This window comes from Pseudonocardia sp. NPDC049635 (assembly GCF_040659795.1).
Lineage (GTDB): Bacteria > Actinomycetota > Actinomycetes > Mycobacteriales > Pseudonocardiaceae > Pseudonocardia.
Genome location: NZ_JBFAON010000015.1, coordinates 70,040 through 85,848 on the forward strand (window position 1 = coordinate 70,040; position 15,809 = coordinate 85,848).

The 15,809-nt window shown below is 71.3% G+C and carries 16 protein-coding genes; 13 read left to right on the top strand and 3 right to left on the bottom strand.

Annotation, left to right across the window (positions count from 1 at the left end; genetic code table 11):
- The first annotated feature begins 3 nt into the window (after positions 1-3).
- Genes AB0J24_RS18530 through AB0J24_RS18550 form a run of 5 tightly spaced genes read left to right on the top strand, consistent with a single transcriptional unit; the run spans position 4 to position 3,718 of the window.
- Positions 4-246, top strand: coding sequence for a hypothetical protein (locus AB0J24_RS18530; RefSeq protein ID WP_358682861.1), 243 nt, complete (start codon positions 4-6; stop codon positions 244-246).
- Positions 236-1,078, top strand: a complete 843-nt coding sequence (locus tag AB0J24_RS18535) for an ABC transporter permease (RefSeq protein ID WP_358682863.1) — start codon at positions 236-238, stop codon at positions 1,076-1,078. The genes AB0J24_RS18530 and AB0J24_RS18535 overlap by 11 nt, the downstream gene beginning before the upstream one ends.
- Positions 1,075-1,941, top strand: a complete 867-nt coding sequence (locus tag AB0J24_RS18540) for an ABC transporter permease (RefSeq protein ID WP_358682865.1) — start codon at positions 1,075-1,077, stop codon at positions 1,939-1,941. Before AB0J24_RS18535 ends, AB0J24_RS18540 begins: the two co-directional genes overlap by 4 nt.
- Positions 1,938-2,957 (top strand): ABC transporter ATP-binding protein, encoded by a 1,020-nt coding sequence (locus tag AB0J24_RS18545; RefSeq protein WP_358682867.1) that lies wholly within the window; start codon positions 1,938-1,940, stop codon positions 2,955-2,957. The genes AB0J24_RS18540 and AB0J24_RS18545 overlap by 4 nt, the downstream gene beginning before the upstream one ends.
- On the top strand, positions 2,954-3,718 hold the full coding sequence (locus AB0J24_RS18550; protein ID WP_358682869.1) for an ABC transporter ATP-binding protein: 765 nt from the start codon (positions 2,954-2,956) through the stop codon (positions 3,716-3,718). The genes AB0J24_RS18545 and AB0J24_RS18550 overlap by 4 nt, the downstream gene beginning before the upstream one ends.
- Here AB0J24_RS18550 and AB0J24_RS18555 read toward each other — a convergent pair.
- Positions 3,670-4,497: a GntR family transcriptional regulator gene (locus tag AB0J24_RS18555; RefSeq protein ID WP_358682871.1), complete on the bottom strand. Its 828-nt coding sequence runs from the start codon at positions 4,495-4,497 to the stop codon at positions 3,670-3,672. The genes AB0J24_RS18550 and AB0J24_RS18555 overlap by 49 nt on opposite strands.
- A 217-nt stretch (positions 4,498-4,714) precedes the next feature.
- Here AB0J24_RS18555 and AB0J24_RS18560 point away from each other — a divergent pair, with 217 nt between their 5' ends.
- The 7 genes from AB0J24_RS18560 (at position 4,715) to AB0J24_RS18590 (ending at position 11,737) form a co-directional block, all read left to right on the top strand.
- A complete protein-coding gene (locus AB0J24_RS18560) occupies positions 4,715-6,043 on the top strand; it encodes an NtaA/DmoA family FMN-dependent monooxygenase (protein WP_358682873.1) in 1,329 nt (442 codons plus the stop codon).
- A gap of 115 nt (positions 6,044-6,158) precedes the next feature.
- Positions 6,159-7,439 carry an NtaA/DmoA family FMN-dependent monooxygenase gene (locus tag AB0J24_RS18565; RefSeq protein WP_358682992.1) on the top strand — a complete coding sequence of 427 codons (1,281 nt, stop codon included), beginning with the start codon at positions 6,159-6,161 and terminating at the stop codon, positions 7,437-7,439.
- A 45-nt stretch (positions 7,440-7,484) separates the two neighbouring features.
- Positions 7,485-8,795 carry an NtaA/DmoA family FMN-dependent monooxygenase gene (locus tag AB0J24_RS18570; RefSeq protein WP_358682875.1) on the top strand — a complete coding sequence of 437 codons (1,311 nt, stop codon included), beginning with the start codon at positions 7,485-7,487 and terminating at the stop codon, positions 8,793-8,795.
- A gap of 41 nt (positions 8,796-8,836) precedes the next feature.
- Positions 8,837-9,892: an LLM class flavin-dependent oxidoreductase gene (locus tag AB0J24_RS18575; RefSeq protein WP_358682877.1), complete on the top strand. Its 1,056-nt coding sequence runs from the start codon at positions 8,837-8,839 to the stop codon at positions 9,890-9,892.
- 188 nt (positions 9,893-10,080) lie between these two features.
- Positions 10,081-10,626: an NAD(P)H-dependent oxidoreductase gene (locus tag AB0J24_RS18580; RefSeq protein WP_358682879.1), complete on the top strand. Its 546-nt coding sequence runs from the start codon at positions 10,081-10,083 to the stop codon at positions 10,624-10,626.
- Between the two features lie 2 nt (positions 10,627-10,628).
- Positions 10,629-11,237, top strand: a complete 609-nt coding sequence (locus AB0J24_RS18585; RefSeq protein WP_358682881.1) for a 3,4-dihydroxy-2-butanone-4-phosphate synthase — start codon at positions 10,629-10,631, stop codon at positions 11,235-11,237.
- A complete protein-coding gene (locus tag AB0J24_RS18590; protein WP_358682883.1) occupies positions 11,237-11,737 on the top strand; it encodes a flavin reductase family protein in 501 nt (166 codons plus the stop codon). The genes AB0J24_RS18585 and AB0J24_RS18590 overlap by 1 nt, the downstream gene beginning before the upstream one ends.
- Positions 11,738-11,753: 16 nt before the next feature.
- Here AB0J24_RS18590 and AB0J24_RS18595 read toward each other — a convergent pair whose 3' ends face one another.
- Positions 11,754-13,124 carry a TIGR00366 family protein gene (locus tag AB0J24_RS18595; RefSeq protein ID WP_358682885.1) on the bottom strand — a complete coding sequence of 457 codons (1,371 nt, stop codon included), beginning with the start codon at positions 13,122-13,124 and terminating at the stop codon, positions 11,754-11,756.
- A 155-nt stretch (positions 13,125-13,279) separates the two neighbouring features.
- Here AB0J24_RS18595 and AB0J24_RS18600 point away from each other — a divergent pair, with 155 nt between their 5' ends.
- Positions 13,280-14,899: an acyl-CoA synthetase gene (locus AB0J24_RS18600; RefSeq protein WP_358682887.1), complete on the top strand. Its 1,620-nt coding sequence runs from the start codon at positions 13,280-13,282 to the stop codon at positions 14,897-14,899.
- Positions 14,900-14,909: 10 nt separating this feature from the next.
- On the opposite strand, the gene AB0J24_RS18605 is transcribed toward AB0J24_RS18600, so the two are convergent.
- Positions 14,910-15,596, bottom strand: coding sequence for an SIMPL domain-containing protein (locus AB0J24_RS18605; RefSeq protein WP_358682889.1), 687 nt, complete (start codon positions 15,594-15,596; stop codon positions 14,910-14,912).
- Positions 15,597-15,809: the final 213 nt, after the last annotated feature.

Genomic DNA, 15,809 nt, shown 5'->3' on the forward strand with positions numbered 1-15,809 from the left:
GCGGTGCCGCCCGTCCTGCGGTACGTCCTGTCCCGGCTCCTGGTCTTCCCGCTCGCCCTGTTCCTGCTGGTCACCCTGACCTTCCTGCTGGTCACACTGGTCCCGGGCGACCCGGCCGTGGCCATCGCGGGTGAGCAGGCCGATCCGTCGGTGGTCGCCTCCGTCCGGGCCGAGCTCGGGCTCGACAAGCCGCTGCACGAGCGCTACGGGGACTACCTGGCCGGGTTGCTGCGAGGTGACCCGTGACCTCGGGGACTCCTACTTCACCGACGTGCCGGTCGCCGAAGAGCTGATGTCCCGGGCCGCCAGCTCGCTCACGCTGGTGGTCCCGGCGATCGTGCTGGGTGTGCTGGTCGGTGTGGGTGCGGGCACCCTCGCCGCCTTCCACAGCGGCGGGCGCACCGACCGGATCGTCAACGGGGCGATCTCGCTCGGACAGTCGGTGCCGGAGTTCCTGATCGGTGTCCTGCTGATCTACGTGTTCTTCGCGCTGCTGGGCTGGGCGCCCCCGGCGACCGGTCAGCTGGACTTCACCAGCGTCCCGCCGCCGGTGGTGACCGGTTCGGCGTTGATCGACGGCCTGCTGGCCGGGCAGTGGTCGACCGTCGGGGTGGCGCTGTCGCATCTCGTCCTGCCGGTGGCGACCCTGGTCGTCGCGCTGGCACCGGAGCTGGCGAAGACGACCCGGGCGAGTGTCACCGAGGCACTGCAGCACCCGAGCGTGGAGTTCCACCGGGCCAACGGGATGCCCACGGCCAGCATCGTGCGCTCGGTGGTGGCCCAGGCCAGGACCCCGGTGATCACCTACATCGGGATCATCGTCGCGGTGCTGGCGGGCGGGTCCGCGGTCGTCGAGCTGCTCTTCAACTGGAACGGCGTGGGCAGCTGGGCCCTGGGGGCGACCACCCAGCTCGACATCCCGGCGATCCAGGCCGTCGTCCTCGTCTACGGCGGCCTGTCCCTGCTGGTCTACCTGTCGTTGGAGGTTCTGGTGACCACACTCGATCCCCGGTTGTCGTTCGGGGCGGGCCCCCGGTTGCGCCGGGCCCGTGCCGTGGCGAAGGGACCAACGGTATGAGCGCCCCGACGCTCGATCCCCCGGTGGCCCCGCCGCCGGCGGCCGCCCGGAACCGGCTCCGGTGGTTCGCCGAGAACCCGCTGGTCACGGTCTGCACCGCCGTCGTGCTACTGGTACTGGTCGGCTCCTTCGCGCTGCCGCTGCCCTACGACCCGGAGGGGGTGGACGCCACGGCGGTGCTGCAACCGCCGTCCGCGACGCATCTGATGGGCACCGACCAGAACGGGTCGGACGTGTTCAGCCGAGTGGTGGCGGCCGGACGTACCGACCTCACCCTGGCGATCGTCGCGACCCTCGTCGCGACGACGGCGGGCGTGGTCGCGGGACTGCTGGCCAGCAAACGGAACCGGGTCGCGGGAGCGGTGATGAACGTGCTCGACCTGGTGCAGAGCTTTCCGTTGCTGCTGTTCAGCGTGATCCTGGTGTCCCTCGCGGGCAACAACCTCGGCGCCGTGGTCGCCGCGATCGTGGTGATCGGGTTCCCCAGCATCACCAGGCTGGTGCGCAGCGAGGCGCTGGTGGTACGCGAGCTGCGCTACGTCGAGGTGGCCGAGTCGATCGGCGTCTCCTCCGCCCGGACGACGTTCCGGCACGTGCTGCCGAACGTGGCCGGAGTGATCACGGCCCAGTTCGGGATCATGCTCGGCCGGTCCCTGATGATCATCGCGACGCTCGCCTTCATCGGGGTCGGGGTAACCGCACCGACGCCGAGCTGGGGGGCGATGGTGCGGGCAGGGGCGAACGTGATCGGGAACGGGGTGTGGTGGGTCGCGGTGTTCCCGGGACTCGCGGTGGTGCTGGTGATGTTCTGCGTGAACCTGGCGGCCGACGGTGTGCAGCGATCCCTGGGGAGGCAGCGATGAGTACGGCGGAGATCGGGTCGCCCTGGCTGGAGATCCGCGACCTGAGAGTGCGCTACGACGCGGCCGACGGTCCGGTGCACGCCGTCGTCGGCGTGGACCTCACCGTCGCGCGCGGCGAGGTGCTCGGTGTGGTGGGTGAGAGCGGATGCGGGAAGTCCTCGCTGGCCAGGGCGGTGGTCGGGCTCCTGCCCGGCAACGCCGCCGTCACCGGGGGCAGGGTGCGGGTCGGGGCGCACGACCTGAGTGCGGCGAGCCCGGCCCGGTGGCGCGAGCTGCGGCGCACCGAGCTGGCCTACATGCCCCAGCACAGCGCCGCGGCGCTGGACCCGCTGCGCCGGGTCGGCCGCCAGTTCGCCGACGTGCTGCGGGCGGCGAACGGTCGGGTGTCGGCCGACGAGGTGCACCGGGTGTCGTCGGAGCTGCTGGAGGCCGCGGGCCTGCGGGACGTGCCCCGGGTTCTGCGGGCCTACCCGCACGAGCTCAGCGGCGGGATGGCGCAGCGGATCGCACTGTGCGTCGCACTCGCGCGGCGGCCGTCGGTGCTGGTGGCCGACGAACCGACCTCGGGGCTGGACCTGACGGTGCTGCGCAAGGTGATGGAGATGCTCCGGCAGCGTTGCCGCAGCGAGGGCATGGCCGTGGTGATGGTCACCCACAACATCGGCGCGGTGGCGCAGTACTGCAACCGGGTGGCGGTGATGTACGGCGGGGCGGTCGTGGAGAGCGGGCCGGTGAGCTCGGTGCTCGGGGACCCGCGCCACCCGTACACCCGGGCGCTGCTCGGAGCGCTGCCGCGTCGCGGGGAGCCGCTGGCGCTGCTGCCGGGAGTGGCACGGGTCTCCCGGGACGGGGCGCCGGGATGCCCCTTCCGGCACCGCTGCCCGGTCGGGGCGGCCGATCCCGGACTCGGCGAGGGTTGCGCGAACGAACCCACCACGTTGCGGATGGTTGCGGACGACCACGCGGTGGCCGGGCTCTGCGCCCACGGGGACGCCCTGGAGAGGGAGGCGTCGTGACCGCGGCACTGGCGATCGAGGATGCCGTCAAGACGTTCGGCGGGCACCGCGCGCTCGACGGTGTCGATCTCGTCCTCCCCCCGGGTGAGGCGCTGGGTGTGATCGGCGAGTCGGGTTCTGGCAAGTCCACCCTGGCCAGAGCGGTGCTCGGACTGCATCCGCTGGACTCCGGCCGGATCCGGGTCGGTGGGCTGGACGTGCGCACCGGTGACCGGGCGGTCGTCCGCGAGTTGCGCCGACGCGTGTCGATGGTCTTCCAGGAGCCGCGGGAGTCGCTCAACCCGCGGATGACGATCGCCGCGGCGGTGTCCGAGCCGCTACGGGTCCACGAGCCCGGTCTGGGGCCCGCCGACCGGCGGCGGCGGGTCCTGGAGGCACTCGATCTGGTCTCGCTGCCGGCGGCGCTCGCCGAGCGCCATCCCGGCGCGCTGTCCGGTGGCCAGCAGCAGCGGGTGAGCATCGCACGGGCGCTGGTCACCCAGCCGACGTTGCTGGTGCTCGACGAACCGACCTCCGCGCTGGACCTGTCGATCCAGGCACAGGTGCTCACCCTGCTCCGGCGGCTGCACGCCGAGCTCGGCTTGACCTACGTGTTCGTCAGCCACGACATCGACGCCGTCGGCTACGTGTGCGACCGGGTCGCGGTGATGCTGCACGGCCGGATCGTCGAGTGCGCCCCGACCGAACAGCTGCTCACCGGGGCGTCCCACCCCTACAGCAAGGAGCTGCTGGGCGCGGCACTGTCGCCGCGACCGGCGTGACCGGGGCCGACCGCGTCGCTCAGCGCGATGCGGTCGCCCCGGTGGTGACAGTAGGTCAGGCTGTAGGCGATCCCGTCCGCCCCGCGCAGCAGCAGCTCACGCAGCAGGATCGGGGACCCGACCGGGACGCCGAGGACGGCCGCCGAGCGCTCCTCGCACGGCACCGCCTCGATGGTGTTCTCCACCCGTCCGAGCTGTACCCCGAACAGCCGGGGGAAGATCTCGGCCAGCCGGGCGCCGGAGTAGGTCGGGTGGGTCTCGATGTGGTTCACGAGGTCGTCGGTGCTGCGGCTCAGCGGGCTGTAGGCGACCCGCAGCATCAGCGGTTCCCCGCCGGAGGTGACCAGCTGCTCGTTCATCAGGACCCACTCGTCCTCGATGGCCAACCGGTGGCGCATCACCGGGGTGGCGGGGACGGAGCGGGTCTCCAGCTGGTGGACCTCGACGTCACCGGCGGGCACGGACTCGTCGAGCGGGATGGGCACGATCGAGGCCGCGGCCCGGGTGCCCTGGCCGGCCCGGCGGGTGATGAGCCCTTCCTCCGCGAGCAGCTTCATCGCCCCGCGCAGGGCGTTGCGGCTGATCGCCATGCTCCGCACCAGTTCGTGCTCGGTCTGGAAGGGCCGCCCGCCGGTCAGGCCCAGCCGGATGGCAGCCCGGATGAGATCGTGTGCGCGCCGCGGCGAGGTCTGCACCGGTTCGGGGTGTTCGAGCGCCCGGTTGCGGCGGAATTCGGCGCGCTTTCGGTCCTCCAGTGTGAGCCTGCGGGGCGACATCATGCGACCTCTTCCTGGGTGGCCCGCGGAAATTCCGCCGAGGAGCACCGATGGCGTCGTCGGAGTCGGTCGTCCAAGATTGATTCAGCCCTCCGACGTCGTCAAGTATGACGTGGACCATAGTGCGCGGACCCGGGGTCGTGCCGCGTCCGGAGCGGCGCAACGCTGCCGAAACACGTGCGGAGAACTGGCGTAACGACGGCGCCGCACCGTCTGCGACATGGCCGACGGAACGATGATGCATCTGGCTGCGGATCTGTCCTTCGCACATGCGAACGGAAGCTGGCGGGGAAAGGGATCCTGGACCGGGTACCCGTACTACGGCCGCGCGGAAATGTATGAGGACATCGCGAGGATCGTCGAGCGCGGGTGTTTCGACATGGTCTTCTTCGGTGACGCCGCGGAAACTCCACACGATTCCGACGGGGACTTCTCCGAAGCCGTCCGGTACGGGGTGAACTGGCCGAAGCTGGACATGATGCCGACCGTCGTCGCGATGTCGCGGGTGACCCGTCATCTCGGCTTCGGGATCACCATGTCCACCACGTACCACCACCCGTTCCACGTGGCCCGCCTGTTCGCCTCGCTCGATCACATCACCGAGGGGCGGATCGCCTGGAACGCGGTGACCAGCGCCTACCGCAACGAGGCCAGGTGCTGGGGGCACGACGACATCATGGCCCACGAGGCACGCTACGCCCGCGCCCACGAGCACATCCGCGCCACGAAGGCGCTGTGGGACAGCGTCGACCCGGACGCCGTGGTGATGGATCCCCGCACCGGCGTGTTCGCCGACCCCACGAAGGTGCGGCACGTCGACTTCTCCGGTGAGCACTTCCGGATCCAGGGTCCGTTGCCGGTGCTGCCCGGTCCCCAGCACAGCCCGCCGATCATCCAGGCCGGTCAGTCCCCGGCCGGCCTGGCGCTGGGCGCGGAGTTCGCCGACTACCAGTTCGCCGCCAACGGCACCCTCGCCACGATGCGGGAGCACCGAGCGGCGATGGACGAGGCACTGGTCGCCGCCGGCCGGAAGGACCGCGACGTCGGGATGCTGTGGTCGATCCGGGTGGAGGTCCTCGACTCGCCGGACGACCTGGCCCGACGCGACCGCGAGTACCTGGACATGCAGCCGCCCGGGGCACCGATCAAGAACATGTCGGCCCTGTTCGGTGTGGACCTCTCCCGGTACCCGCCGGACACGCTGCTCGGGGAGATCGTCGAGGACGTCCGGTCCGCGCACACCCACTGGGGGTACCTCGCCGACGCCGTCCGGTCCGCGGGCGCCGACACACCGCTGCTGGAGTACGCCGAGCAGCGGTTGCTGCGCGGCGCGGCGGAGGCAGTGGGCACGCCCGAGCAGATCGCGGACCGGATGGAGGAACTGCACGAGGCCACCGGCCGCAACGGCGGTTTCATCCTCTCCCGGTTGACCCAGGTCCCGGGCACGCTCCGGCGGTTCGTCGACGAGGTCGTCCCCGTCCTGCAGCGGCGCGGCCTGCTGCGTACCGAGTACTCCGGCGCAACGTTGCGCGACCACCTCCTGACCTGACCCGATCACCGCACCCCCCGGCGCAACCGTCGGGAAACTGCGGGTGCGGCCATCGGTAACCCGCCCGACCGAGTCTGTCCGTCGTCACCGAATCCCAGGAGATGCGATGTTCCACATGGGGTGGTTCCTCAGTTACAACGCCGCAGCGTTCGGCTCGCGGTGGGGCGTCCGACCGACGGAATGGATGAAGCCCCAGCAGTGGGTCAACATGGGCGTATCGCTCGAGCGCGCCGGCTGGGACTACATGATGCTCGAGGACGCCTCGTTCATCCCGGACGTGCACGGCGGGTCCATGCAGCAGGCACTCGCCTCCGGCACCGCGCCGAAGCACGACCCGATGGCGCTGGTCCCGCTGATCGGTGCCGCGACCAGCAGGTTGGGGATCATCGCGACGATGACCTCCACCTTCTACCCGCCGTACCTCGGTGCGCGGTTGATGGCCACCCTCGACCATCTGACCGAGGGCCGGGTCGGTCTCAACATGGTCACCTCGCACAACCTGCGCACCGCCCAGAACTTCGGTATGGACGGCCAGATCGAGCACGACGAGCGCTACCGCCGCGCCGACGAGTGGATCCGCTGCGTGAAGGCGCTGTGGGACACCTGGGAACCGGGCGCGATCGTGATGGACGAGGTCACCGGGGTGTTCGCCGATCACACCAAGGTGCACGAGGCGAACTTCCAGGGGGAGTACTACTCCTCGCGCGGGCCGCTCAACACGATGCCCGGCCCGCAGGGCCGTCCGGTGATCTGCCAGGCGGGGGGTTCACCCGCCGGCCGCGCGTTCGCCGCCGAACACGCCGACACCGTGGTGGCCTCGGTCGGCAGCGTCGAGGCGATGAAGTCCTACCGCGAGGACATGGACGAGCGGTTGGTCGCCGCCGGTCGCAAGCCCACGGACTGCAAGGTCCTGTTCGTGGTGAGCCCGATCCTGGCCGACTCGCAGGAGATGGCCGACGAGCTCGCCGAGATCCAGTTGGGCACCGTCGAGCAGCGACGCGAACGGGCGCTGGCCGCGTTGTCGTTCGCCTCCGGGGTGGACTTCACCACCTTCGACCTGGACGCCCCGGTCCCGGAGATCCACACCAACGCAGCCCGAAGCACCATGCAGCGCCTCCTCGGTGGTGACACCGGCGCCACCGCGGCGACCCTGCGTGAGCTGGTCGAGGCCCCGCCGCAGGCGATCCGGGTGATCGGCACGCCGGATGCCGCGGCCGCCCAGATGGGTGAGTACATGCAGGAGGCCGGCGGCGACGGCTTCCTGATCAGCGGCACCGTCACACCGCGCTTCGTCGCCGAGATCGCCGAGGGGCTGGGCGGCGCACTGCGCCGGCGCGGCCTGATCCGCGACGGCTACAGCCACGAACACCTGCGCGACAACCTGCTCGCGTTCTGACCCGCCACTACCCACAGCCCACTGCTCACAGCAAGGAGTACATCCATGTTCCACATGGGATGGTTCGTCGGAATGGGATTCGGAGTCTACGGCTGGAACCAGCGATGGTCCGGCAACTCGGCGCGCGACGTCGCGAACCCGAAGCTGTTCATCGACATCGCCACCTCGCTCGAGCGAGCGGGTTTCGACTACATGATGCTCGAGGACTCCTCGGTCATCCCCGACGTCTACCAGGGCAGCCGTGAACACGCGCTCAAGAACGGCACCATGCGGCTCGACCCGATGCCGCTCGTGCCGTTGCTCGCCGCCCACACCCGCCATCTCGGGATCGTCGCGACGGCTGCGACCACCTTCTACCCGCCGTACCTCGCGGCTCGCCTCATGGTCACCCTCGACCACCTGACCGAGGGCCGGGTCGGGGTCAACCTGGTCACCGCGAGCCCGCACGCCGCGGCACAGAACTACGGTTTCGAGAAGCACGTCGAGCACGACAAGCGCTACGTGATGGCCGACGAGTGGATCCGCTGCGTGAAGGCGCTGTGGGACACCTGGGAACCGGGCGCGGTCGTCATGGACGAGGTCACCGGGGTGTTCGCCGACCACACCAAGGTCCACACCGCCGACTTCCAGGGGGAGTACTACTCCTCCCGCGGGCCGCTCAACTCGATGCCCGGCCCGCAGGGGCACCCGGTGATCTGCCAGGCGGGCGGCTCGCCGGCCGGCCGGAACTTCGGGGCAGCGCACGCCGACACGATCATCGCCTCGCTCGCCGAGAACCCCGGGGTGGAGAACCTCAAGGAGTACCACCAGGACATGAAGGCCCGGCTGGTGGCCCACGGCCGCAAGCCCGACGACGCCAAGGTGTTGTTCCTGATCCACCCCATCCTGGGTGACTCGATGGAGGAGGCCAGGGCCAAGCAGAAGGCGATGCAGGAGGCGACGGCGGCCAACATCGAAGGCCTGCTCGCCGGAATGTCGTACTACTCGGGCCTGGACTTCTCACAGTTCGAGCTGGACGCCCCGCTGCCCGACCTGAGCGGGCTGCACAACGGGCACCAGAGCCTGGTGGACGACTTCGTCAAGCGGGCCGAGGGCAAGACGCTGCGCGAGGCGTTGCAGGCGCGCAGCCAGACCGTCGGCTCGATCGAACTCGTCGGGACCCCCGACTCGGTGGCCTCCCAGATGGGCGAGCTCGCCGACGAGATCGACGGGGACGGCTATCTGGTCCGCATCCCACCGACCCGCAAGGCCCTCACCGAGGTCTGCGACGGCCTCGCACCGGTGCTGCGCAAGCGCGGCATGATCCGCTCCGGCTACTCCTACGACACCTTCAAGGAGAACCTGCTGGAGTTCTGATCCCCGCGGCTCCGAGACCCTCGACGAGAAAGGACACGCACATGATGGAGCTGGGTCTCGGGGTCGGGGAGGTCGGTGTGCGCTCCGCGCTCGACCTCGCCCGCGGGGCGGACGCGGCCGGGTTCGACCAGGTCGGCGTCGGCGACTCACAGTTCGGTGCCGAGTCGTTCACACTGCTCGCGGCGGTGGCCGCGCAGACCGAGCGGGTCCGCCAGGTCTCCACGATCGCCGGGTGGAGCCGGACCCCGGCCACCACCGCGCACGCGGCGCACACGATCGCCGCACTCGGCGGGCGTCGGTTCGACCTGGGCATCGGCCCGTTGCCACGGGCCAGGGTGCAGGACTGGCACGGACTGGAGTTCGATCCGGTCGTTCCGCGGATGCGCTCGTACCTGCGGGCGCTGCGGGCCTGTCTGGACGCCACCCCGGACGCTCCGACCGCCGTCGACGACCCGTACTTCCCGACCCGGGGCTACGTCGGCCCCGGCTTCACCCGGTTCCCGGTCCGGTTGCTGCTCGGGGCCACCCAGCGCCGGATGACCGAGCTCGCCGCCGAGGTCGCCGACGGCGTGATGTTCAACGGCATCCTCCCGCTGGGCTGGCTGCGCGATGTCGCCCCGGGCCTCGTCGACGTCGGGCTGGCCCGGTCGGGCCGGGACCGGACCGAGTTCGCGGTGACCGTCGGCCGGTTCTGCGGTGTCGACGACGACGCGGAGCGCGCCAGGGACCTGGCCCGGCACGCCATCGCGTACTACTTCCGGATCCCCTACTTCCGCACCTTCCTCGAACCGCTGGGGTTCGCCGCGGAGCTCGACGCGGGGGAGCGGGCCCTGCGCGCGGACGACTTCCCGGCCCAGGTGCGCGCGGTGAGCGACCGGATGGTCGACGAGCTCGCCGTCACCGGGACACCCGCCGACGTCCTCGCCACCCTGGAACGCTACGAGGGCGTCGTCGACGGGCTCTCGCTGAGCGGCGCCAAGCAGCTCCCGCCGGACGTGGCCGTCGAGCACACCGCCCGTCTGCTGGAGGTGGTCGCCGAGTACCGCCGTACGCACCCCGGTACGCGGCGCGCTCCCGCTCGGGGCGGTGCCCGGTGAGCAGCGCCGGTGGGAGCGCGGGGCCGTCACCGGTGCTGCGCCCGAGCCGCGACGTGAGCGGCGCATCACCCCGTGGCACGGTGCCCGACCTGCGGGAACGGCCCCCCGCCGTGCCGTCCGGTGCGGCGCAAAGAACTCGTGACACCGCAGTCACCGGCGACGACGCGGACGGCCGGACGATGGAGGGCATGAACGAGTTCGTTGGTTCTCTCAACCGGGTGACGGTCGTCGTCGGGAATCCGAAGGCGGGTTCGCGTACCGCGACGGCGGCCCGCGCCGCCGCGGCGGTCGTCGCCCCCTCCGCGGAGGTGACCACGGTGGAGGTCTCCGAGCTGACCGGGGGGCTGTTCAGCTGGGGCGATCCCGCGGTCGCGGCGGCGAAGGCCACCGTCCTCGAGTCCGACCTGCTGGTCGTCGCCACACCCGTCTACAAGGCCTCCTACACCGGCCTGCTGAAGTCCTTCCTGGACCAGTTCGGCCGGGACGAGCTGCGCGGGTTGGCCACCGTGCCGCTGATGGTCGGTGCCGCCCCGTTGCACAGCCTGGCGGTGGAGGAGCAGCTGCGCCCGGTGCTGATCGAGATCGGCGCCTCCTGCCCGACCCGAGGGCTCTACGTGCTGGAGTCCGCGATCGACTCCGGCGAGCTCGATGCGCAGCTCACCGAATGGGCCGCCCTGTGGGGAGCGCCGCTCACCGCCGTCGCCGGGGTGCGGACCGCGGCGGGTGCGGCGTGACGGTGACGCTGCATACCGACCACAGACCGGTCCTGTCGGCGGTGGAGGCACTCGCCCAGGGGCGGCCGGTCCTGATCACCGGGCCGGACGCCGGGACGGTGGTGCTCGCGGCGGCCACCGCGAGCACCACCGCGGTGGTCTGGGCGGTCCGCCACACCTGCGGTCTGCTGCGCGCCGCCGTCGAACCGGTCCGGGCGGACGCACTGCGACTGCCCCTGATGGGGGGCACCGACCGGGAACGACGCGGGAACCTGCAGACCGTCGCGGTGGACGGCGCCGGCACCGGGACCGGGATCAGCGCCGCCGCGCGGGCCACCACGCTGCGGATGCTCGCCGATCCCGGCACCGCGCCGGAGGATCTCGTCGTTCCCGGGCACGTGCTCGTCGAGCTGGTGGGCACCGAGCCGTGCCCGAGCACCGCGGGCGCCGTGGCACAGGCCGCCGTCCGGTTGTGCGACCGGGCCGGGCTGGCCCCGGTCGCCGCGCTCGCCGAGGTCGTCGACGACGCGGGTGAACCGATGGGCCCGGCCGGGCTGCGCGCCCTCGCCGACCGACACTCCGTTCCGCTGATCTCCGTGTCCGACCTGCGTACCGAAGGGTTCTGCTCGTGATGTGGTCCGCCGATCCCGTCCTCGACTCCGCCGCGCTGCGCGCGCTCTACGGCTGCTTCCCCAGTGGGGTGGTCGCCGTCTGCGCCCAGGGACCGCACGGCCCCGTGGGCCTCGCGGCCAGCAGCTTCACCTCGGTCTCGATGGATCCACCGTTGGTGTCGTTCTGCATCCAGAACACGTCGTCGACCTGGCCGAAGCTCGCCGGGCTGCCCCGGCTGGGCGTCAGTGTGCTGAGCTCGGAGCACTCCGTGGCGTGCCGGCAGCTGTCGGCGAAGCAGGGTGACCGGTTCGCCGGTCTGGAGCTCGCCGCCACCCCGGACGGCGCGCTGTTCGTGGCGGGCTCGTCGGGGCAGCTGGACTGCTCGGTCGAGCAGCTGGTCCCGGCCGGTGACCACCAGATCGTCCTGCTGCGGGTGCACGGGGCGCGGGTCGTCCCGGCGGAGCCGCTGGTGTACCACTCCGGGAGCTTCCGCGAACTGGCCCTCGACCCGGCGGCGTGAGCGGCGCGACGCGTGGTCACAGTGAGATGATCAACATCGTCGCTCCGAACACGATGCCGGACGCGATCAGGGTGACCGTCGTGTAACCGAGGATGTCGCGGATCTTCAACCCCGCGATGGCGAGCAACGGCAGCGCGAAGAACGGCTGGATCATGTTCGTCCACTGGTCACCGTAGGCGATCGCCATCAGCGCGACGGCGGGGTCCACCCCGATCTGGTTCGCCGCGTCGATCATCACCGGCCCCTGCACGGCGACCTGCCCACCGCCGGAGGGGATGGCGATGTTGACCAGGCCCGCCGACAGGAAGGTCAGGAGTCCGAAGGTGACCGGGGTGGAGATGCCGACGAACCAGGCCGAGATGACCTCGACCAGACCGGTGGCCGTCATCACGCCGAGGATGCCGGCGTAGAGCGGGAACTGGAGCAGGATCTCCCCGACGTTCGACGCGGCGCCCCGGGTCAGCGTGATGATCTCGAACGGGTTCGCCGCCAGCAGCAGGATCAGGCAGAGGAACGTCCAGTTGACGATGTCGAGGGTCAGGCCGCCGCCGGTCAGGTAGTGGTGCACGAGGTAGGCGACCAGGAGCAACCCGAGCAACGTGGTGAGGACACGACTGCCGTCCGCCCGGTCGGCGGGGGTGCGCACGTCGTCGGCAGGCCCGGTGACGACGGCCGGCTCGTCGGCGGCGAACTCGCGGACGTTCTCTCCGGGCCGCGGAGCGACCAGGTAGAGCGCGCCGGCGACGGCGACCAGGGTCGCCACGATCGCAAGGAGGTTCCAGGTCGAGTACGTCGTCTCGCTCACCGGGATCGGCGCCCCGAGCTGCTCGGCGATGAACGAGCCCTCGGTGGCAGCGAGCAGCGGCCCCGAACCGGAGTAACCCATGTGCCAGACGACGAAGCCGGAGAACCCGGCGGCCACCAGCATCGGGAAGTGCAGTGCCAGGCCTCGCTCGCGGCCCTGCGCGGCGACCTCGCGGGCGATCAGCGCCGCGACCACGAGACCCAGGCCCCAGGTGATCAGCGAGGCGACCGCGGCGACCAGGAAGACGAACAGGTAGGCCTGCATCGTGGTCCGGGGCAGCGAGCCGAGTGCCCTCAGCAGGCGCTGCACCGGGCGGGTGTGAGCCAGCATGTGTCCGAGCAGCAGGATCAGGGCCATCTGAGTGATGAAGTCGAGCAGACCGGACAGTCCGTCGCCCCAGCTCGCAACGACCTCCACCGGCCCGGAGTCGGTCAGCGCGACGGCCATCAGGCCGACCACGAAGGTCAGGACGATGGCGAACACGAGCGCCGACGGTATGTACCGTTCGACGAGGGCGTTCACCGGGCGCATCGCGCGGGAGAGCGGGGTCCCGGTCGGGGTGCTCGCGCCGGATCGGGCCATGCCGTGCACCTCTCCTGTCGATCAACGAGATTGACGAACGGAACATACGGGGCGGATTGCGAGACCGCCACGGGTCGTGGCCCCATCGCGGGCGCCCGCCCGATGTGACGGCGCACCACATGACGGTGCGCGGCAGGCTGGTGCAGGATCAGGGCATGAGCAGCGCCGCCGCAGAGTTCAGCGAGCAGACCACCGCCGCGATCACGCGGGCCCGCCGGCACTCGGTCGGGGACCTCCTGCACCGCACCGCGGTGCGGCACCCGGACCGGCTCGCCGTGGTCGACGGCGACACCCGGTGGACCTACGCCGAGTTCGACGCCGCGGTGAACCGCTGCGCCGCTGCCCTCGCCGAGCACGGTCTGACCAAGGGCGACCGGTTGGCCCTGCTCTCGCACAACTGCCGGCAGTTCGGGGTGCTCGCGTTCGCGACCGCCCGGTTGGGCGTCCTGCTCGTGCCGGTCAACTTCATGCTCGGCCCCGAGGAGATCGCCTACATCCTCGACCACTCGCGGGCGAGCGCGTTCGTCGTCGAGGACGCGCTCGCCGAGACCGCCGAGAAGGCGCTCGCGCACTCCTACGCCCCGGTGCGGGTGCGCGGCTGGATCGGGCTGTCCGGCCGACCCGCGACGGGTGACTGGGTCGACGTCGCCGACTGGATCGACGGCTCCGGTGAGAATCCCGGCGAGCCGGACGTGCACGTCGGTGACGACGACCCGCTGCGGCTGATGTACACCTCGGGCACCGAGTCCCGGCCCAAGGGCGTGATGCTGTCGTCGCGTTCGCTGATCGCCCAGTACCAGTCCTGCATCGTCGACGGCGGGATGACCGACGACGACGTCGAGCTGCACTCGCTGCCGATGTACCACTGCGCGCAGCTGGACTGCTTCTTCTCGGTCGACGTCTACCTGGGCGCGACCAGCATCATCCTCCCGGGCCCGGACCCGGCGACGCTGCTGGCCACGATCGCACGGGAGAAGGTCACCAAGCTGTTCTGCCCGCCGACGGTGTGGATCGGGCTGCTGCGCCACCCGGACTTCGACTCGACCGACCTGTCCAGCCTGCGTAAGGGCTACTACGGCGCGGCCGCGATGCCGGTCGAGGTGCTGCACGAGCTGTCCCGGCGGCTCCCGGACGTGCGGCTCTGGAACTTCTACGGTCAGACCGAGATGTCCCCGCTGGCCACCATCCTGCGTCCGGAGGAGCAGCTGGAGCGGGCCGGTTCCGCGGGGCGGGCGTCGTTGAACGTCGAGACCCGGGTGGTCGACGACGCGGGCCGGCAGCTGCCGCCCGGGGAGGTCGGCGAGATCGTGCACCGCTCGCCGCACGCCACCCTCGGCTACTACGAGGACGAGGAGAAGACCGCCGCGGCGTTCGCCGGTGGCTGGTTCCACTCCGGTGACCTGGGCGTGATGACTCCCGACGGGTATCTGAGCGTGGTCGACCGCAAGAAGGACATGATCAAGACCGGTGGTGAGAACGTCGCCTCCCGGGAGGTGGAGGAGGCGCTCTACCTGCTCGACGGCGTCGCCGAGGTCGCCGTGTTCGGGGTCGCCCACCCGCGCTGGATCGAGGCGGTCACCGCGGTCGTCGTGCCGAAACAGGGTGTGGCGCTCACCGAGGAGCAGGTGCACGCGCACGCCCGGCAGAAGCTCGCCGGCTACAAGCGGCCCAAGTACGTCGTGTTCGCCGACGCGCTCCCGAAGAACCCGAGCGGCAAGATCCTCAAGCGGCAGCTGCGTGACGAGCACGCCGACATCGCGGCGGGCGAGGGCTGACCGGCGAGAGCTACCCGACGACGAACTCGGCCTCCACCGCGGCCTGCACCGTGACGTCGTCGGGCCGCAGCAGCTCGCCGAGCCCGTCGTCGGCCGACTCGGGAACGGCCGCGGCGGCGAAGGTGGCCCTGGCCAGCGGCGCGGGAGCCGGCGCCGAGCCGAGCAGGCCGACGTCGGCGACCTGCCGGGGCCGCACCGGGCCGAGGTCGAGCGCGTCGGCGTAGTCCTGGGCGCGTTCGCGGGCCTGGCGCAGGGCTTCCTGGCGGACCGAACGCTCCAGTTCCCGCCGGTGCTCACGGGCCAGGTCCCAGCCGATGCCGCGCAGCTGGGCGCCGGCGACCGAGCCGAGCGAGGACAGCCAGCCGCCGAGCCGGGCGACGTCGTCGAACTCCACCGAGACCGACACCGAGGCGTGGTGCACCGCCGGGCGTGGCCGTCCCTTGTGCGTCGGCTGCTGCACCGAGGTGCGGACCTGGTCGACGACGTAGCGGCGGACGGGGCCCGCGTCCGGGTCGTGCCAGGCGCGGACGTCGGCCAGCACGGCCGCGGTGTCGGCCTCCACCTGAGCCCGCACCGGCCCGGGCTCGGGCCCCTGGGCGCGGACGACGACGTGGGCGGTGCCCCGCTCGGCGGGGACCTCGCGTTCGTGCTCACCGCGTACCCGGATCACGACCTCGCCCGTCCGCTCCTCTGTCATGGACGCGAGAGTAGTTCGCCGATGGCTCCCGTCAGGGCACGGACCGTGCCGGGAGGGGCCGACTGCTGTCCGAGCCACGGTCGCCGGAGTGGTGCGAGCTGCACAACCATCTGCGCGAACAACCCGGATGGTGGGTCGAACCCACCACGCACGGCACCCGCACCACCACCCCGACCGGGCACACCTACGGCGCCCGGAGCCGGGCGACCAGCT